Genomic DNA, 19,438 nt, shown 5'->3' with positions numbered 1-19,438 from the left:
TTAACCTGACAACACCGAAGGTGTTTTGTCTGAGAGACAAAGAGTAGATGAAGTAAGCTTGTTAAAGATTGAGATTACTGGTTATGGAGTAGGAATACGACATAACGGGTAATAAACAGAATTTGCTTGGCGGCCATAGCGCAACGGACCCACCTGACTCCATGCCGAACTCAGAAGTGAAACGTTGTAGCGCCGATGGTAGTGTGGGGTCTCCCCATGTGAGAGTAGGGAACTGCCAGGCATTAAATTAAAGCATCAGTGTTTGGTAAAACATTGGGAGCGAAAAGAATACGCGGAGCGGTAGTTCAGTTGGTTAGAATACCTGCCTGTCACGCAGGGGGTCGCGGGTTCGAGTCCCGTCCGTTCCGCCAACTATTTAGGGGCGTAGTTCAATTGGTAGAGCACCGGTCTCCAAAACCGGGTGTTGGGAGTTCGAGTCTCTCCGCCCCTGCCAGTTACCAATTAAGTAATAACAAAATTTATACTTCTTTATGGCCCAGTTAATTAACTGGGCTTTTTGTTGTTTGTTACTTTCTATATACCTTCCAGTCAATAACCTCAAATATGATCTATCTATACCGATATATTGGTATTGCTCTATTGTGATCCGTTGTTCTTCATTAATAAAAATCTTAAATATCAGAGCTATTTGTTAATAGCCATAGAAAAACTTAGCACTTTATTGCTGGTTTATTGATTGTTTTAATAGCTGTTGTATTAGCGCTTGTTGATCGCTGGTATTTAACCAAACAGCAAATAAAGGTTTTTGAATAATGTCTGTTGAGATAGGAATAAGATCAGAATAAAGATCGAGCCAATGTGTAGGAAGAAAAGCAACGGCGTGTGTTGTTTTCATTAATTGATAGGCAATTATTGCTGAGTTAGTTGTTAAAATAGGATCAATTTTCCGCTCTGTTCCGTTAGGAAGAAAAGCTTGAAAATCAGCACTCCATTCTATTTTAATAAATTTTGCTATTTCTTCTGTTTCATTTGATGCAATCTTCATCAACTGAAAAGTAATATCACCAATAATTTTACTTTCCAATTCATCCATTTTGGGCGCTTCAGTCGTAAAAAAGAGATCCAGCTCTCTTGCATGAAGTTGTTTTACAAGAGATTGCCTTGTAGAGACTCTAGACTCGATTCTAAGCTCTTTTCTTTCTAAATAAGATCCTTGTAACCAAGATGTTAGATAAGCTTCCCAGAGTGATGCTGTAGCGCCAATTGAGAGTTCTGAGTGTTGAGATGCATGGCTAATTTCTTTTTTAGCAAGAAGCCATGTATTCATTAACGATTCAGCATAAGGGATGAGTCTTTCACCCGCGACAGTCAGACGAATATTATTCCGATGGCGAGTAAACAGATTGGTACCTAATTGTGTTTCTAATTGCCGTATTCTAAAACTAACCGCAGATTGCGTTAAATAAAGAGATTCAGCGGCTCGGCCAAAGTGTCTAGTCTTACTGACTTCCAAAAAGGTTTTCAGTAATTCGGTATCCACATCTATCTCCAAAAAAATTTGTCGTTACGATTTAAATATTTTGTTTTACAGAACCGCATGACTATCTAATACTCCGCGCCATAAGTATGACGATAGAGAATTAGGAGTGTGTCAGATGGCAGAAAGTTTTATCACGACTAATCGTTTTTTTGACAATAAACATTATCCGCGTGGTTTTTCTCGTCATGGCGATTTCACTATCAAGGAATCCCAGATATTGGAACGTCATGGTCAAGCCTTTAATGAGCTTGATTTAGGCAAACGAGAGCCTACAACTGAAACGGAAAAATTATTTGTTGCCATGTGTCGTGGCGAACGAGAAGCAGCAACGGTTGAAGAAAAAATTTGGAAGAAATATACCAGTCGTATAAGTCGTCCCAAACGTTTTCATACGTTATCGGGTGGAAAGCCACAGCTCGATCCATCTGATGACTATACCGACTCTGATGATTAATATCATTAGTTTTAATAAAAAGGAGCGTTTTTTCGCTCCTTTTTATTTATCCATCTAACTGTTTTTGTAAATAGATCATTAATCTGTCCATAGCACGAAAACTCAACGCTTCAATTAAATGATTTCTCTGTATTTTTTCTTCCCCTGCAAGGTCTGCAATTGTCCTCGATACCCTTAAAATTTTATGCCATGCCCGTATAGATAATCCCAGTTTATTTAATGTTTCTTCAAGAAAAGTTGCATCACTCGTATTTAGTGCGCAATGGCATTCAATTTCTTTTCCTGTTAAGTAGGTGTTTACTTTCCCACATCGAGAAAATTGCCGTTCCCTAGCTTTTAAAACTCGAGCTCTAATTGTTGAGCTATTCTCTGTTGTAAAAGAGGGATGAATAAGCGCTCCCTGAGGAAGTAGAGGCATTTCGACAGAGAGATCAAACCTATCTAAAAAAGGCCCAGAAATCTTGCTTAAATAGCGTAGGATCTGTTTTACAGGAGCTCGGTTATGACTGCCTTGATAGTGTCCTGTTGGACTTGGGTTTAATGCCCCTATTAGTAATACATTTGCAGGGTAGCTTATTTTTGCTTTCGCCCGAGAAATTGTGATTTCTCTCGCATCCAGCGGTTCTCGTAATGCATCAAGCACACGGCGCTCAAATTCAGGTAATTCATCTAAAAATAAGATACCGTGATGTGCTAACGTAATTTCTCCCGGTTTGGGAAGGGTTCCACCTCCTGTTAAAGCAACGGCAGATGACGTATGGTGAGGAGAGCGGAAAGGCCTTAAGGGCCATTTTCTATCATTAAATGTCATGCCTCTTAAACTACTGATGACTAATACATCCAGAGCTTCTTTAGCAGTCAACGGTGGAAGCAGTGTACTTATTCTTTGCGCTAGCATTGTTTTTCCCGTTCCAGGTGGACCAAGAAATAAAATATTGTGATTTCCGGCTGCAGTAATTTCTGCCGCTCTTTTTGCATTGTTTTGACCAATAATATCGCTAATATCTTTATTATCTTGATTTTCAATTGCGTCACTAATAATAAAGTCATCTGCTTCAATTAATGGTGTGTTATTTTCTAAGTAATGACAAATTTCTAAAAGATGTGATGCCAATAAAGCTGACTTCTTAGGCAGTAATGAAACTTCAGTTTGATGTTCAGTTGATACAATACATATTCTGTTGTCTTTTGAAGCACTCAGAATAGAGGGAATAATGGCATTAACATGTTGTAATTTTCCAGACAGGGCAAGTTCCCCAATAAATTCATAACTATTTAATTTATCGGATGTTAATTGCTCAGATGCAATTAATATTGCCAGTGCAATGGGTAAATCATAACGTGCTCCTTCCTTGGGTAAATCAGCGGGGGAAAGATTAATGGTTATTCTTTTAGCAGGGTATATATATCCGCTATTAATTAATGCACTTCTTACTCTATCTTTTGCTTCTTTTACGACGGCTTCAGGCAAACCCACTAAGGTTAATCCAGGTAATCCTTGGCTAATATGTGCCTCAATAGTAATAAGTGGTGCTGAAATTCCTAAAGAGGCACGTGTATATATTATTGCTAATGCCATTTTTTATTCCCCATTATTTTTATTCTTTTTAATTTATTTTTTCTTGTATGTTAAATAGAGAGTTAAATAAATGAGAGGGAGTTCTAAATAATGTAATTATATGAAATATAACAATAAAATAATTAAAGTAATAATTATTTAGATTAATATAAATTTAATTAAATATAACATTGTTTTTTGAATTTAAATAATACACTGCAGCAGTGTAAAAAATAAAATAGCATACTCTTTTTTAGCATTAATAACTGAAATGTAAATATTTTATGGTTAAATATTCTGCCATTGATTCTGGTTTTAAAAATAATGATAAATTTCATTATGTTATAATTATTTTTAAAATAAACGTTGTCAATTCTAAAATATCATGATAACTCTAAAAGGACAGAGTGAAAGAAAACACAACAAACATACATTTTCAACAAGAAAAGAAACTATAAAACTATGAATACTATCGTCCTAGTGCTTAGCCTAATTATTATTAGCGTGGTGGTGATTATTAACCCACCGTGCGGGGCTGCATTAGGACGAAGAAAGGCTAACTAACTAGCCAGTACTCTTAAAAACCCCCGCACCGAAAGGCGCGGGGGTTTTTTTTGAGCCCAAGTTTGAAGAAAAGATGAAAAAGAGAATAAATTCAAATTAAACAATTGGTTAAAACGACAGGGTGATGGGATGAATGGAGCACAGTGGTTAGTACAAGCATTACGAAAACATCAAGTTGAAACCGTCTTTGGTTATCCTGGTGGTGCGATTATGCCTGTTTACGATGCACTCTATGACGGTGGTGTTGAACATGTATTGTGTCGCCACGAGCAAGGTGCTGCCATTGCGGCTATCGGTTTTGCTCGTTCTACAGGTACAACGGGTGTTTGTATCGCAACATCCGGTCCCGGTGCAACGAATGTTATCACTGGGCTTGCTGATGCTTTGTTAGATTCGGTACCTATCGTTGCTATCACAGGGCAAGTTGCTTCTGATTTAATGGGTACTGATGCATTTCAAGAAATTGATGTTTTAGGTCTTTCATTAGCGTGTACAAAACACAGTTTTTTAGTGGCTACGGTTGATGAGTTACCCAGAGTATTATCAGAAGCTTTTTCTATTGCATCTCAAGGTCGCCCTGGCCCTGTTTTAATTGATATCCCTAAAGATGTGCAATTGGCGGATGCCTCCCATTTAGTCAACTATGAATTACCTGAAGAGCAGGAATTTCCTTATCCCACACAAGAGTTAGCGCAAGCAAAACAGATGTTAGCTCAAGCACAAAAACCTATTTTGTATGTAGGTGGTGGTGTTGCCATGAGTAATGCAGTGGAAACTTTAAGGGCATTTGTTAAGCAAACACAAATCCCCGTTGTTTCTACCTTAAAAGGGCTAGGTTGTGCGGATGCATTAGATGCTAACTATTTAGGTATGCTAGGCATGCATGGTACTAAAGCAGCCAATTATGCTGTTCAGCGCAGTGACTTATTAATTGCGGTTGGTGCACGTTTTGATGATCGCGTAACAGGTCGATTAAATACGTTTGCGCCACATGCCCAAGTTATTCATATCGATATTGATCATGCTGAATTAAATAAATTAAAACAGGCACATATAGCATTATTGGGTGATGCAAAAGTATTGTTGCCAACATTGTCTCAGCCATTATCTATCGCACCTTGGCAACAAGAAGTACAGGAATTAAAAACAGAACATGCTTGGCGTTATGACCACCCTGGCTCTGCAATTTATGCCCCTTTATTATTAAAACAATTATCAGATGCAAAGCCTGAAAATACGGTTGTAACAACAGATGTAGGGCAACATCAAATGTGGTCTGCACAGCATATGACGTTTGATACACCTGAAAATTTTATCACTTCAAGTGGTTTAGGCACGATGGGGTTTGGTATTCCGGCTGCAGTAGGTGCACAAATTGCTAGGCCTGATGCTTGTGTTATTTGTGTATCTGGTGATGGATCTTTCATGATGAATGTGCAAGAGCTCGGGACTATCAAGCGTAAGCACTTACCGATAAAGCTGGTGTTATTAGATAACCAACGTCTTGGCATGGTTCGCCAATGGCAAGAGCTCTTTTTCGAACAACGTTATAGCGAAACAATTTTAACAGATAACCCTGATTTTGTTGCTTTGGCAAAAGCTTTTGATATTCCAGGGCAACGTATTACAGAAAAATCACAGGTTGCTGATGCAATTACTTGTTTATTAGAGAGCGATGGCCCTTATTTGTTACAGGTATCTATCGATGATGCAGAAAATGTCTGGCCTTTAGTTCCGCCGGGCGCAAGCAATGATGAGATGATGGAGAAATCAAAATGAACCAACACAATATCACAATTGAAGCCCGTTTTTGCCCAGAGATCTTAGAACGCATCCTGAGAGTTATCCGCCATCGTGGTTTTCATATATGCTCAATGAACATGAATATCACGGAAAGTAATAATATCAATTTAAATCTGACGATAAGTAGTCAGCGACCATTAGAACTTTTATGCAGCCAGTTAACAAAATTAGCTGATGTTGCAGGTATTCAAGTATCACATCAACAGAAAGAAAAATTACGATTCATAAGTGCACTCAGTGCCATGTAAGGATAAAAGAATGACAAAGCAAGCAGATTATATTTGGTTTAATGGCGAAATGGTTCCATGGGCTGAGGCAAAAGTGCATGTTATGTCTCATGCATTACATTATGGAACTTCTGTGTTTGAAGGTGTGCGTTGCTATGATTCGCATAAAGGGCCTGTGGTTTTTCGTCATCGTGAACACATGCAACGTTTGCATGATTCGGCAAAAATTTACCGTATGCCTGTAGATCAAAGTATTGATGAGTTGATGGAAGCTTGCCGTGAAACCTTACGTAAAAACAAATTAGTCAGTGCTTATATTCGTCCATTAGTTTTTATTGGTGATGTTGGTATGGGGGTTAATCCTCCCGCCGGTTATAAAACAGATGTCATTATTGCGGCATTCCCGTGGGGTGCCTACCTTGGTGAAGAAGCGTTAGATAAAGGTATTGATGCTATGGTTTCTTCTTGGCACCGTGCTGCACCAAATACCATTCCAACAGCTGCAAAAGCGGGCGGTAACTATTTATCTTCATTATTAGTCGGCAGTGAAGCACGTCGTCACGGCTATCAAGAAGGGATCGCGTTAGATGTTCATGGTTATCTCTCTGAAGGTGCAGGTGAAAACTTATTTGAGGTGAAAGACGGCGTTATTTTCACACCGCCATTTACTTCATCAGCACTGCCGGGGATCACGCGTGATGCCATTATTAAACTGGCAAAAGATCTGGGTTATGAAGTCCGTGAACAAGTGCTTTCCCGTGAATCACTTTATCTTGCTGATGAAGTCTTTATGTCAGGTACAGCAGCCGAAATTACACCTGTACGTAGTGTTGATGGTATTCAAGTTGGTATTGGACGTTGTGGTCCTGTGACAAAAGCCATTCAAAAAGCGTTCTTTGGTCTATTTACAGGTGAAACAGAAGATAAATACGGCTGGTTAGATCCAATCAATTCATAATCAAATAAATTTGTTTAGCGGGTAGAACGTTCCCTATTCGCTTTCTTTATCGCAGGAGTGTGAAAAATGCCTAAATACCGTTCAGCGACAACGACACATGGTCGTAATATGGCTGGAGCCCGTGCCTTATGGCGTGCAACGGGAATGACTGATGCTGATTTTGGGAAACCTATTATTGCTGTTGTGAACTCATTTACGCAATTTGTACCAGGTCATGTGCATCTGCGGGATTTAGGAAAACTGGTTGCTGAGCAAATTGAAGCGGCAGGTGGTGTTGCTAAAGAATTTAATACCATTGCGGTTGATGACGGTATCGCAATGGGACACGGTGGCATGCTTTATTCTTTGCCTTCGCGTGAACTTATCGCAGACTCTGTTGAGTATATGGTTAATGCGCACTGTGCTGATGCAATGGTATGTATCTCAAACTGCGACAAAATTACTCCAGGCATGTTAATGGCGTCTTTACGCTTAAATATCCCTGTTATTTTTGTCTCTGGTGGGCCAATGGAAGCGGGTAAAACAAAGCTTTCAGATCAACTGATCAAATTAGATCTGGTTGATGCCATGATCCAAGGCGCAAACCCAAATGTGAGTGATGCAGACAGTGATCAAATTGAGCGATCAGCCTGTCCGACGTGTGGATCGTGCTCAGGTATGTTCACTGCAAACTCCATGAACTGCTTAACTGAAGCGTTAGGATTATCTCAACCAGGAAATGGTTCATTGCTTGCGACTCACGCCGATCGCGAAATGTTATTTATCAATGCGGGTAAACGTATTGTTGAATTAACTAAACGCTATTATGAGAAAGATGATGAAACTGCATTACCGCGTAATATCGCTAAAAAAGAAGCGTTTGAAAATGCGATGATCTTAGATATTGCCATGGGTGGGTCAACAAATACGGTTCTGCATTTATTAGCCGCAGCTCAAGAAGGTGAGGTTGATTTCACTATGGAAGATATCGACAGGCTTTCTCGCCAAGTGCCACATTTATGTAAAGTAGCGCCCAGCACACAAAAATACCATATGGAAGATGTTCACCGCGCAGGTGGGGTAATGGGTATTTTAGGAGAATTGGACAGAGCCGGATTACTCAACCGTAATGTGGATAATATCTTAGGGCTAAGTCTGCCAGAAACCTTGGCACAATATGACGTAATGTTAACGCAAGATGAGCAAGTAAAATCAATGTTCCAAGCAGGCCCTGCGGGTATTCGTACGACGAAGGCTTTTTCACAGAACTGCCGTTGGCCAACCTTAGATACCGATCGTGAAAACGGCTGTATTCGCAGTAAAGAGTATGCTTATAGCCAAGATGGTGGATTAGCGGTGCTATCTGGAAATTTAGCACTAGACGGTTGTATTGTTAAAACTGCAGGTGTTGATGACGATAACTTAATCTTTAGTGGTCCAGCCAAAGTATATGAGAGCCAAGATGATGCAGTTGAGGCTGTATTAGGTGGAAAAGTTGTTGCTGGTGATGTGGTGATTATTCGCTACGAAGGCCCTAAAGGTGGCCCTGGTATGCAAGAAATGCTGTACCCGACCTCTTATTTAAAATCAATGGGACTAGGTAAGGCTTGTGCTCTTATCACTGATGGTCGTTTTTCTGGGGGGACATCTGGCCTCTCAATAGGTCATGTTTCACCGGAAGCCGCAAATGGTGGTGTGATCGGTTTAGTAGAAGAAGGTGATATTGTTTCTATTAATATCCCAACTCGCGAAATTTCATTAAAAGTAGATGAAAAAACGTTATCTGCGCGCCGTGATGCACAACATGCCCGTGGTGATAAAGCGTGGACACCGAAAAATAGACAGCGTCAAGTCTCTTTTGCTCTACGTGCTTATGCTTCTTTAGCAACCAGTGCAGATAAAGGCGCGGTGCGTGATAAATCTAAATTAGGGGGCTAAGAAATGGCAGCCTTTAGACCTTTAAATTCAGCACCGAGCAGTGCCGAATATTTAAAAGCAGCGTTAAGTGCACCTGTTTATGAAGTTGCCGTCGTGACCCCACTGCAAGAGATGACAAAAATCTCTGAGCGTTTAGAGAATACGATTTTAGTTAAACGTGAAGATAGACAACCAGTCCATAGTTTTAAACTACGTGGTGCTTATACCATGATTGCGGGGCTAACCCCGGAACAGAAAGCTAAGGGAGTGGTGACGGCTTCTGCGGGAAACCATGCTCAAGGTGTTGCACTGTCAGCGAATCGAATGGGCGTAAAAGCATTAATTGTAATGCCAGTGGCTACGGCAGATATCAAAGTCGATGCTGTTCGCCAATTTGGTGGCGAAGCATTGCTTTATGGTGCCAATTTTGATGAAGCGAAAGCAAAAGCGATCGCGTTATCTGAAGAGATGGGATACACCTTTGTTCCTCCTTTCGATCATCCAGCAGTCATTGCAGGACAAGCCACATTAGCAATGGAATTATTACAACAAGATGTTCATCTTGATCGTATTTTTGTGCCAGTGGGAGGCGGTGGTTTAATTGCGGGTGTCGCTGTATTAATTAAACAGCTTATGCCTGAAATTAAAGTGATTGGTGTTGAGGCAGAAGAAGCTGCATGTTTAAAGGCTGCATTAAATGCAGGATATCCGGTTGAATTAGCAAAAGTAGGTCTATTTGCTGAGGGTGTTGCGGTTAAACGTATCGGTGATGAAACGTTCCGTTTATGCCAAAAATATGTCGATGATGTTATCACCGTAGATAGCGATGCCATTTGTGCCGCAGTCAAAGATTTATTTGAAGATGTGCGTGCAATAGCCGAGCCGTCGGGCGCGTTGGCATTAGCAGGACTTAAAAAATATGTCGAAGAGCATCAAATTAAAGGTGAGCGTTTAGCCCACGTACTTTCTGGTGCAAATGTGAATTTTCATGGCTTACGTTATGTTTCTGAGCGTTGTGAATTAGGTGAAAAACGAGAAGCATTATTAGCGGTGACTATTCCTGAACAGAAAGGCAGTTTTTTGCGTTTCTGTCAGATCTTGGGTCAACGTGTTGTTACTGAGTTTAATTATCGTTATAGCGATGCAGATCCTGAAAATGCCCGTATTTTTGTGGGTGTGCGTTTAAGCCAAGGACTTGCAGAGCGTAAAGAAATTTTGCGTGAACTTACGACTGCGGGTTATCAAGTGGCTGATCTTTCTGACGATGAAATGGCAAAATTGCATGTGCGTTATATGGTCGGTGGACGTCCTAATAAACCACTTAAAGAGCGATTATTTAGCTTTGAATTTCCAGAATCACCGGGCGCGCTTATGAAGTTCCTAAAAACATTAGGCACTTATTGGAATATCACCTTATTCCATTATCGTAGTCATGGTACAGATTATGGGCGGGTGCTGGTGGCGTTTGAATTGCCTGAAACAGAAGGGCGTTTTGAACGACATTTAGATGACTTAGGTTATGAATATCATGACGAGACAGGAAATCCTTCATTTCAGTTATTCCTGTCACCACAAACGACAAGTTTAGTCATGGAGTAATCGCCAGAAGGCATTTATTACGGGTTCTTGAAGGCGTTTGTGTAATACACAAACGCCCAGTTCAAACGGTTCTACCATCGAAACATTATCAAGCAAACAGATACGGTTACGGACAGGCTCTGGGCAATTATCAACGACCACTTGTGGAATAAGCGCAATACCACAACCTAGTGCAACCATTGAAACAATCGCTTCATGCCCAGAAACCGTTGCATAAATCAAAGGATTGTGGATGCGATGGCGCTTAAACCATAGCGCAATACGTTGCCGTGATGGACCATGCTCAGGGATGATAAACGGAATATTGAGCCAATCTGGTTTCTCTTGTGTTGCGAGATGTTGAACATTACAAGGCAGTGCAGGGGCAATCAATACTAATGGGATTTCGCCTATTTTCTCAAAGCAGATATTTTCAGGAAGCTTTTCTGGTTTTCCTGCAATTCCTAAATCTGCTTCATCAGATTGTACTTTATCGACCGCATCAGCCGCATCACCTGTAGTGAGCTTTATTTCAACTAAAGGATTCTCTGCACGAAAGCGGTCAAGAATAGGCGGTAAATGGCTATAAGCCGCTGTGACAGAGCAAAATAGACGTAATTCGCCAGAAAGGCTTGGGCTATTTTGATTTAGCGTGTGTTTAAGTTGCTTATATTGCAACAAAGTTTGTTGAGCATAGCGCTTCAGCTGTTCGCCCGCATCTGTAAGCGTGACTTGTCGGTTGTCACGCAAAAACAGAGGGTGGCCTAAACTTTCTTCAAGGCGTTGGATTTGGCGAGAGAGCGTAGAGGGGCTGACATGCATCGCTTGTGCCGTCTTGGCAAAGTGACAACTTTCCGCTAAATGCACAAAGAGTTTGAGATCACGAATATCCATTATCAGCCGCCCATTTTAATAAAAAGTAACGTTGCATTTTTTGCAACACTGTCTTGTGAATATATCAATTTAAGCAATGGCTTTCATCCCCTATAGTAAAGTCATGCAACACCTCACAGAGAGTGAGGATAAAAATAGCAAACACATACACAACGATTTTGGAGTCTTCTATGGCAAATTATTTTAATACATTAAATCTGCGTCAGCAGTTGTCCCAATTAGGTAAATGTCGCTTTATGTCGCGTGAAGAATTTGCTGATGAAGCAAATTACCTGAAAGGCAAAAAAGTCGTTATCGTGGGGTGTGGTGCGCAAGGCCTTAATCAAGGTTTAAATATGCGTGATTCTGGTTTGAATATCGCTTATGCCTTACGCCAAGAAGCGATTGATGAGAAACGTGCATCATGGCGTCGTGCGACTGAAAATGGTTTTGAGGTGGGAACGTATGAAGCATTAATCCCACAAGCAGATTTAGTGGTTAACTTAACGCCAGACAAACAACACTCAGCTGTTGTTCAAGCAGTTCAACCGCTGATGAAATCTGGTGCAGCATTAGGTTACTCGCATGGTTTTAATATCGTTGAAGTTGGCGAAAAAATTCGTGATGACATCACTGTGGTTATGGTTGCGCCAAAATGTCCGGGTACAGAAGTTCGTGAAGAATATAAGCGTGGTTTTGGTGTTCCTACACTGATTGCCGTTCACCCTGAAAATGATGCAAAAGGCGAAGGTATGGCCATTGCCAAAGCATGGGCCGCGGCAACAGGTGGACATCGTGCGGGCGTTTTAGAATCCTCTTTCGTTGCTGAAGTAAAATCAGACTTAATGGGTGAGCAAACTATTCTGTGCGGTATGTTACAAGCAGGTTCACTGTTATGTTACGACAAAATGGTTGCTGACGGTGTTGAACCGGGTTATGCAGGTAAGTTGATCCAGTTTGGTTGGGAGACCATTACCGAAGCACTGAAGCAAGGTGGTATCACCTTGATGATGGATAGATTATCTAATCCAGCGAAAATGCGTGCCTACGCATTATCCGAACAACTGAAAGTGATCATGGCGCCACTGTTTGCAAAACATATGGACGATATTATTTCAGGAAAATTCTCTGAAACAATGATGGCGGATTGGGCCAATGACGATAAAAACTTACTGACATGGCGTGAAGAGACAGGAGCAAGCGCTTTTGAAAACTACCCTGACTATGAGGGGAAAATTAGTGAGCAAGAGTACTTTGATCATGGTGTATTAATGGTTGCGATGGTAAAAGCAGGTGTTGAATTAGCTTTTGATACTATGATTGAAGCCGGTATCTTTGCAGAATCAGCTTACTATGAATCACTGCATGAGTTGCCATTAATCGCAAATACCATTGCTCGTAAGCGTTTATATGAAATGAACGTGGTTATCTCTGATACCGCAGAATATGGTAACTATCTGTTCTCATTCGCTGTTGTTCCTATGCTGAAAGAGTTTATGACAACATTGCAAGCTGGCGATTTAGCGAAGAAAGTTCAAGATAATGGAACAGATAACGCACAATTGCGTGATATCAATGAAGCAATTCGTCAGCACCCAATTGAAGCCGTAGGTAAAACGTTGCGTGGGTATATGACAGATATGAAGAAGATTGCCGTTGCTAACTAATTTTTCAATTTTTCGTCGCTCTTTACGCGATAAGTGCGTTGGCTATACTCGGTTACCCAAGCCACATACCGATTGATTTTTCGTCGCTCTTTACGCGATAAGTGCGTTGGCTACACTCGGTTACCCAAGTCACATACTTATGTATGCTCCTTGGGATAACCTCTTTTGCCGCCTTCTTCTCACGCAAATAGCTTAGAAAAATAAGCGATAAATATATTTAGAAATAATAAAAACTGCATATCTATTAATTAGGTATGCAGTTTTTTTATTTAAATAAATCAGAGTGTGAGCCCGTTCTTTCAAAATGAACGGTATCATCTTCTATTTTGTAAATAAGTAGCAATCAGGTTCAATGTGAAGATCTCGACGAGGTTTCCAATTTCCAGTTAATGGATGATCCTTCAATTGCATTGGCAGTCGTCTTCCTTGCATTAAGAGCAACATGATATCTTTTAGTTTATTGATATCTTTCCCTCGCTTTTCAGCAAGTTTTAGATCTTTTTTGAATTGTCCTGAATAGCTAATTTTTCGCATTTAGATATCCAATTTTTTAAATAAATCATTGGCATCTTCAGCATAAAAAACATCATCACCTTTATCTGTTTTTGCAAAAGTCTTTAATGTTTTTTCATTTGGTGGGGCTTGATTACTTTCCACATAAACTCGAATGAGATCTCTTAAGATTTGAGAGGCTGGTCTGTGTTTATTTCGAGCTATTGCAACAAAAGCCTCTTTGAGCTCAACATCAATTTTAGTGGCTATTAGTTCGCTTTTTATACTCATAATACACCTCCAGGATTGTTCAAATATCATACAAGGTTAAACTTTGTTAAACAATGTTTAACTTCGTTTACCTAGATAAAGTTAAGTCTGAAAAACCGAACCATTTTCCTATGCGCTTTCTGCTACAATTATCCCCCGTTATGTTCTTGGTTAATGAAGTTTGGAAAAAGTATGCGATTAAATCCTGGTCAGCAAAAAGCAGTAGAATATGTGTCAGGCCCTTGCTTGGTCTTGGCAGGAGCAGGGTCGGGTAAAACACGGGTTATTACCAATAAAATTGCACACCTTATTCGTCAATGCCAATACTCAGCAAAACAAATTGCAGCAGTTACATTTACCAATAAAGCTGCGCGTGAAATGAAAGAGCGTGTTGCTCAAACATTAGGGCGTCAAGAAGCGAAGGGATTAATGATCTCAACGTTCCATACATTGGGATTAGAAATTATTAAACGTGAATACAAAGCGTTAGGGATTAAAGCTAAATTTTCACTATTTGATGATCAAGACCAATCTGCATTACTTAAAGAATTAACGGCAGATTTATTAGAAGAAGATAAAGATTTACTTTCTCAGTTAAAGAGCCAAATATCTAACTGGAAAAACGATATGCTCACACCAGAGCAAGCAATAGGAATAGCAAGATCGCAACAAGATCATACATTTGCCGAATGCTTTCGACGTTATGAACAACATCTGCGTAGTTGTAACGTGCTCGACTTTGATGACTTAATTAGCCGACCAACCCTATTATTGCGCACAAATGAAGAAGTCAGAGAGCGCTGGCAAAGACGTATCCGCTATTTATTGGTGGATGAATATCAAGATACCAATACAAGCCAATATGAATTAGTAAAATGGCTGGTGGGTGAAAGAGCGCGTTTTACTGTGGTAGGTGATGATGACCAATCCATTTATTCATGGCGTGGTGCGCGTCCTCAAAATTTAGTGTTGTTACAAAAAGATTTTCCACAACTTAACGTGATTAAACTTGAGCAAAATTATCGCTCTTCAGGGCGTATTTTAAAATCAGCCAATATTTTAATTGAAAATAATCCCCATGTTTTTGAAAAACGGCTATTTTCAGAGTTAGGTTATGGTGATGAGCTCCGTGTGTTAACGGTAAATAATGAAGAGCATGAAGCTGAGCGCGTAGCGGGCGAATTAATTGCACATCACTTTATTAATAAAACCAATTATAAAGATTACGCAATACTTTATCGTGGTAATCATCAATCTCGTATTTTTGAAAAATACTTGATGCAAAACCGTATTCCCTATCGTATTTCGGGTGAAACCTCGTTTTTTTCACGTGAAGAGATAAAAGATATTCTGTCCTATTTACGTGTTATTACTAATCCTGATGATGATGCGGCATTTTTACGTATTGTGAATAAGCCTCGTCGTGAAATTGGCCCAATGACGATTCAAAAATTAGGTGAATGGGCAAAAGTTCGAGATAAAAGTTTATACAATGCCTGTTTTGACTTGGGCTTAAGTCAAACTTTAACAGGACGAGGTTTAACTTCATTGCAGGCATTTTCACAATGGATGTCGCGTATTGTACAAAAAGCAGAGCGAGAGCCTTTATTAGCCGTACGTGATTTATTGCATGAAATGGATTATGAGAGTTGGTTATATGAAACCTCAAGTAGCACAAAAGCGGCTGAAATGAGGATGAAAAATATTAACCAGTTATTTTCATGGATGAGCGAAATGCTTGAGGGTAATGAATTAAATGAACCCATGACGCTTTCTCAAGTGATTAACCGCTTTACCTTACGCGATATGATGGAACGCGGTGAAACAGAAGAAGAGCTTGATCAAGTCCAATTAATGACATTGCATGCCTCTAAAGGTCTTGAATTTCCTCATGTGTTTTTAGTGGGAATGGAAGAGGGTATATTGCCACATCAAAGTAGTATTGATGAAGATAATGTCGAAGAAGAAAGACGTCTTGCTTATGTGGGCATTACGCGGGCACAAAAAACACTCACGTTTACGTTATGTAAAGAAAGACGTCAATATGGTGAGTTAATTCGCCCAGATCCAAGTCGTTTTCTGTATGAATTACCTCAAGATGATTTAAATTGGGATACGAATAAAAAGAAAGTGTTAAGTGCAGAAGAGAAGCAAGAAAAAGGTCAAAAGGGTGTGGCTGGATTAAGAGCTATGCTGGCAAAGCATAAACCTGAATAGCATAGAGAGCGGTAGATAAAATTAACCCCTTGGCATATTTATGTTCAAGGGGTTTTTATTTTTGTATAAGGAAAAATGCGTTAACTTATACGAGAGCTATTTTGTTCTTCAATGATTAAAGACCAATGCACATAACTCTGTAGTTGGATCTCTTCTTGAAGATTTTCGGCACGTAGAGGATGCTCATTAAGCCATTGATATGGAAGCGTGATAATGAGGTTTTCATCCTCAGTGCGTAATCGTAATGCAGGAAGTGTATCATCACGGCGACGACTAGCAAAAATGATGGCTAATCGCAGTAAACGCACCAATCGATTAGCTTGATTTATCGGTAATGCATTTTGATGATTAAGTGGTGAAAGATCGATTATCCCCATTTGATTTCTTAACAAAGACGCTAATAAGCGTCGTTGTGCCGGTGTATATCCTGGCAAATCAAGATGTGAAATCAAGTAGCTTGAATGTGAGGGAGCTTGCCGAAAATCAACACTTAAACCAATTTCATGTAATGCGCTGGCACTATTCAGTAACTCACGGCAACGATTATCTAACTGCCAACTTTTACTAACTTGAATAAAAAAGTGTTCGGCCAGTTGTTGAACTCGGTGTGCCTGCTCAATATCAATTTGAAAACGACGTTGAATATTACGCAATGTACGCTGGCGAATATCCTGCTCAATAGGAAGATGTAACATGCCATAGACTAAGCCTTCACGTAATGCACCACCGGCTAGGATCATATTTTCAATATGTAATGTTTCAAATATGGCAATCAAGATAGCAAGCCCGCTTGGAAAAACTAAGGCTCGTTCAAAGGTAAGACCTTCAATTTCCAGTTCTTCCAATTTCCCACATTCAATAGCTTTGTGTTTGAGTCGCTCTAACTTAGGTAAAGTGATTAATTCATCCATTCCTTGAGCGATCATTATTTCTTGCAACGCTTGTACTGTGCCTGATGCACCCACACAAACTTGCCAGCCTTGTTCAATTAATTTATGAGCAACTGGGGCGAGTATCGCTTTGGCGGCATCTTGTGCTTTGGCAAAATTTTCTTGGGTTAAAGAGCGATCGGTAAAATAGCGCTCTAACCAAGTTACACACCCCATACTCAGGCTCATCAATTGTGTATTTTTTGCGCCAGTTCCTGTAACTAATTCTGTACTACCACCGCCAATATCAACAACTAAACGTTGCTCTGCGCCACCTGTTGTATGTGCTACACCACGGTAAATAAGACGCGCTTCTTCCTCACCACTAATAACATGCACTGTATTACCGAGAATTTCAGATGCTTTTGCGACAAAAGTATCTGTGTTTTTCGCAATACGTAGTGTGGCCGTTGCCACGACTCTAATTTGCTCTGCTGGAATATCACGAAGATATTCAGAGAAAAGTCGCAAACATTGCCAACCACGTTCCATTGCCTGTTCGGACAATTCATTTTCGCTATTTAGGCCTGCTGCCAGTCGAACTTTACGTTTCACACGGGAAAGCACTTGTATTGATCCCGCAATCTCTCGAACGACTAACATGTGAAAACTGTTAGAACCTAAATCAATAGCAGCATAAAGTGATGAGGATTTCAGCATAATTTATGGATGACTCGGGCGTTTATTTCGGTTGTTACGTTGAGTATTATTTCCTCTATTACGCGACGGCGCATTATTATTGCGACGAGGCTGACCTTGGCGAGGACGATGACGACGCTTAGGCTCAGGCAGTTCAGCCAAAAGTGCATCACTATTATATTTACTCACAGGGATCGCATGTTGAATATACGTTTCGATAGCAGGTAAATTCAGAGCATATTCTTCACACGCCAAACTAATAGAGTTACCACTATTACCTGCACGACCAGTTCTACCAATACGGTGAACATAGTCTTCACAATCATCAGGTAAATCATAGTTAAATACATGAGTTACCAACGGAATATGGAGGCCCCGTGCTGCGACATCAGTAGCAACCAGAATATCAATATTACCTTCAGTAAAATCTTCTAAAATACGTAGACGTTTTTTCTGTGGGACATCACCTGTTAATAAGCCAACACGGTGTCCATCTGCAGCAAGGTGTGCCCAAATATCGTCACAACGGTGTTTAGTATTAGCAAAAATGATGCAGCGATCAGGCCATTCTTCCTCAATTAAAGTTTGAAGAAGACGCATTTTCTCTTCATTTGAAGGGTAAAATAACTCTTCTTTAATACTAAAACCGGTTTTTTGTTCTGGCTCAACTTCAACGTATTCAGGGTTATTCATTTGCTCAAAAGCAAGCTCTCTTACGCGGTAAGACAGTGTTGCAGAGAACAACATATTCATTCGCTCAGCTGCGACTGGCATACGACGGAAGATCCAACGAATATCTTTAATAAAGCCAAGATCGTACATTCTATCGGCTTCATCAAGTACGACGACTTGAATAGCGCTTAAGTTAACATGGCCTTGTTTAACATAATCAATTAAACGACCCGTTGTGCCAATGACAATATCGACACCATTGCTTAATACTTTGAGTTGTTCGTCATAGCCATCGCCACCGTAGGCGAGACCCATTTTTATTCCTGTAGTTTGCGCTAACTCTTTAGCATCAGAATAAATCTGTACGGCTAATTCGCGTGTTGGCGCCATAATCAGAGCACGAGGTTGGTTGGTTTCGTGCCCTTCTTTTGCAGGGTGTGTTAAAAGATAATGAAACGTTGAGGTTAAAAACGCCAACGTTTTTCCTGTTCCTGTTTGGGCTTGCCCGGCAATGTCTTGACCTTTCACAGTGATAGGTAACGTCAATGCCTGAATTTGTGTACAATTAGAGAACCCTTTTTTCTCAAGGGCTTCTATCACTTTTGGATGCAAGGCGAAGTCGGAAAACTTCTTTTCTGTCAAATATGTTTTGCTCATAATGTAATAGAATATCAGTTATGGGTTGCATTACAAAAGTTTATCCGCTGAAATGCAGACAGACTTTTGTTATTTAATGTTACACTGGTACGGTCAATATTATTCTTTGGAGTAGAACAATGAGCGATAAAATCCTTCACTTATCTGACAGCAAATTCGATGCTGATGTATTACAAGCAACCGGCCCCGTGCTCGTTGATTTCTGGGCTGAGTGGTGCGGCCCATGTAAAATGATTGCTCCTATTCTAGATGAAGTTGCAACAGAATACGCGGGTAAATTAACAGTTGCGAAGCTAAACATCGATCAAAATCCGCTAACAGCACCAAAATACGGCATTCGCGGTATTCCTACACTGATCTTATTCAAAAATGGTGCAGTTGCTGCGACTAAAGTCGGTGCTTTGTCAAAAACTCAATTGAAAGAGTTTTTAGACGAAAATATCTAATTTGATTTAGATATCAAAAATAAAGTGGGACGTTTAG

General features: G+C 40.1%; 16 protein-coding genes, 2 tRNA genes, 1 rRNA gene and 1 pseudogene. 13 read left to right on the top strand and 7 right to left on the bottom strand.

Features of this window, described 5'->3' with window-relative positions; genetic code table 11:
• Nucleotides 1–125: 125 nt before the first annotated feature.
• The 3 genes from rrf (at nt 126) to INT04_RS15380 (ending at nt 454) form a co-directional block, all read left to right on the top strand.
• Nucleotides 126–241, top strand: a 5S ribosomal RNA gene (gene rrf / locus INT04_RS15390).
• A 53-nt stretch (nt 242–294) separates the two neighbouring features.
• Nucleotides 295–371 (top strand) — tRNA-Asp (locus tag INT04_RS15385).
• Between the two features lie 7 nt (nt 372–378).
• Nucleotides 379–454, top strand: a tRNA-Trp gene (locus INT04_RS15380).
• Nucleotides 455–679: 225 nt separating this feature from the next.
• Here the strand turns inward: INT04_RS15380 and hdfR are convergent.
• Nucleotides 680–1,501, bottom strand: a complete 822-nt coding sequence (gene hdfR, locus INT04_RS15375) for an HTH-type transcriptional regulator HdfR (protein ID WP_193016970.1) — start codon at nt 1,499–1,501, stop codon at nt 680–682.
• Between the two features lie 115 nt (nt 1,502–1,616).
• Between hdfR and INT04_RS15370 the strand changes: the two genes are divergently transcribed.
• Nucleotides 1,617–1,955 carry a DUF413 domain-containing protein gene (locus INT04_RS15370; RefSeq protein ID WP_072070866.1) on the top strand — a complete coding sequence of 113 codons (339 nt, stop codon included), beginning with the start codon at nt 1,617–1,619 and terminating at the stop codon, nt 1,953–1,955.
• A gap of 46 nt (nt 1,956–2,001) precedes the next feature.
• Here the strand turns inward: INT04_RS15370 and INT04_RS15365 are convergent, their stop codons facing one another.
• Nucleotides 2,002–3,534 carry a YifB family Mg chelatase-like AAA ATPase gene (locus tag INT04_RS15365; RefSeq protein WP_193016969.1) on the bottom strand — a complete coding sequence of 511 codons (1,533 nt, stop codon included), beginning with the start codon at nt 3,532–3,534 and terminating at the stop codon, nt 2,002–2,004.
• A gap of 441 nt (nt 3,535–3,975) precedes the next feature.
• Between INT04_RS15365 and ilvL the strand changes: the two genes are divergently transcribed.
• The 6 genes from ilvL to ilvA all read left to right on the top strand — a co-directional run bounded on the left by ilvL (nt 3,976) and on the right by ilvA (nt 10,560).
• Entirely contained in the window at nt 3,976–4,077 is a 102-nt protein-coding gene (gene ilvL / locus INT04_RS15360) for an ilv operon leader peptide (protein WP_193016968.1), read from the top strand.
• Between the two features lie 129 nt (nt 4,078–4,206).
• Entirely contained in the window at nt 4,207–5,856 is a 1,650-nt protein-coding gene (gene ilvG / locus INT04_RS15355) for an acetolactate synthase 2 catalytic subunit (protein ID WP_193016967.1), read from the top strand.
• Nucleotides 5,853–6,128, top strand: a complete 276-nt coding sequence (gene ilvM / locus INT04_RS15350) for an acetolactate synthase 2 small subunit (RefSeq protein WP_193016966.1) — start codon at nt 5,853–5,855, stop codon at nt 6,126–6,128. Before ilvG ends, ilvM begins: the two co-directional genes overlap by 4 nt.
• A 10-nt stretch (nt 6,129–6,138) precedes the next feature.
• A complete protein-coding gene (gene ilvE / locus INT04_RS15345) occupies nt 6,139–7,065 on the top strand; it encodes a branched-chain-amino-acid transaminase (RefSeq protein ID WP_193016965.1) in 927 nt (308 codons plus the stop codon).
• A 66-nt stretch (nt 7,066–7,131) separates the two neighbouring features.
• Nucleotides 7,132–8,982 (top strand): dihydroxy-acid dehydratase, encoded by a 1,851-nt coding sequence (gene ilvD, locus INT04_RS15340; protein WP_193016964.1) that lies wholly within the window; start codon nt 7,132–7,134, stop codon nt 8,980–8,982.
• A gap of 3 nt (nt 8,983–8,985) precedes the next feature.
• The gene (gene ilvA / locus INT04_RS15335) at nt 8,986–10,560 is read left to right on the top strand and encodes a threonine ammonia-lyase, biosynthetic (RefSeq protein ID WP_193016963.1); all 1,575 of its coding nucleotides are present in this window, start codon (nt 8,986–8,988) and stop codon (nt 10,558–10,560) included.
• Here ilvA and ilvY read toward each other — a convergent pair.
• On the bottom strand, nt 10,546–11,433 hold the full coding sequence (gene ilvY / locus INT04_RS15330) for an HTH-type transcriptional activator IlvY (protein WP_193016962.1): 888 nt from the start codon (nt 11,431–11,433) through the stop codon (nt 10,546–10,548). The genes ilvA and ilvY overlap by 15 nt on opposite strands.
• A gap of 170 nt (nt 11,434–11,603) precedes the next feature.
• On the opposite strand from ilvY, the gene ilvC reads away from it, so the two are divergent.
• On the top strand, nt 11,604–13,079 hold the full coding sequence (ilvC, locus tag INT04_RS15325; protein WP_193016961.1) for a ketol-acid reductoisomerase: 1,476 nt from the start codon (nt 11,604–11,606) through the stop codon (nt 13,077–13,079).
• 265 nt (nt 13,080–13,344) lie between these two features.
• Here ilvC and INT04_RS15320 read toward each other — a convergent pair.
• Both INT04_RS15320 and INT04_RS15315 read right to left on the bottom strand, forming a co-directional pair.
• Nucleotides 13,345–13,613, bottom strand: a pseudogene (locus tag INT04_RS15320) (type II toxin-antitoxin system YafQ family toxin).
• Nucleotides 13,614–13,862, bottom strand: a complete 249-nt coding sequence (locus INT04_RS15315) for a hypothetical protein (RefSeq protein ID WP_193016960.1) — start codon at nt 13,860–13,862, stop codon at nt 13,614–13,616. It lies immediately after the preceding pseudogene.
• Nucleotides 13,863–14,033: 171 nt separating this feature from the next.
• Here INT04_RS15315 and rep point away from each other — a divergent pair, with 171 nt between their 5' ends.
• Complete coding sequence (rep, locus tag INT04_RS15310; protein ID WP_193016959.1) at nt 14,034–16,058, top strand: DNA helicase Rep; 2,025 nt, start codon at nt 14,034–14,036, stop codon at nt 16,056–16,058.
• A gap of 80 nt (nt 16,059–16,138) precedes the next feature.
• Here the strand turns inward: rep and gppA are convergent, their stop codons facing one another.
• Together gppA and rhlB are read right to left on the bottom strand one after the other, a co-directional pair.
• The gene (gene gppA, locus INT04_RS15305) at nt 16,139–17,647 is read right to left on the bottom strand and encodes a guanosine-5'-triphosphate,3'-diphosphate diphosphatase (RefSeq protein ID WP_193016958.1); all 1,509 of its coding nucleotides are present in this window, start codon (nt 17,645–17,647) and stop codon (nt 16,139–16,141) included.
• A gap of 3 nt (nt 17,648–17,650) precedes the next feature.
• The gene (gene rhlB / locus INT04_RS15300) at nt 17,651–18,955 is read right to left on the bottom strand and encodes an ATP-dependent RNA helicase RhlB (protein ID WP_193016957.1); all 1,305 of its coding nucleotides are present in this window, start codon (nt 18,953–18,955) and stop codon (nt 17,651–17,653) included.
• Between the two features lie 119 nt (nt 18,956–19,074).
• Here rhlB and trxA point away from each other — a divergent pair, with 119 nt between their 5' ends.
• Nucleotides 19,075–19,401: a thioredoxin TrxA gene (gene trxA, locus INT04_RS15295; protein WP_193016956.1), complete on the top strand. Its 327-nt coding sequence runs from the start codon at nt 19,075–19,077 to the stop codon at nt 19,399–19,401.
• Nucleotides 19,402–19,438: the final 37 nt, after the last annotated feature.

The sequence above is a fragment of the Proteus sp. FME41 genome, assembly GCF_014897315.1.
Lineage (GTDB): Bacteria > Pseudomonadota > Gammaproteobacteria > Enterobacterales > Enterobacteriaceae > Proteus.
The sequence above is the reverse complement of the archived record's forward strand: the minus strand, read 5'-3'. Positions and strand labels throughout refer to the sequence as shown.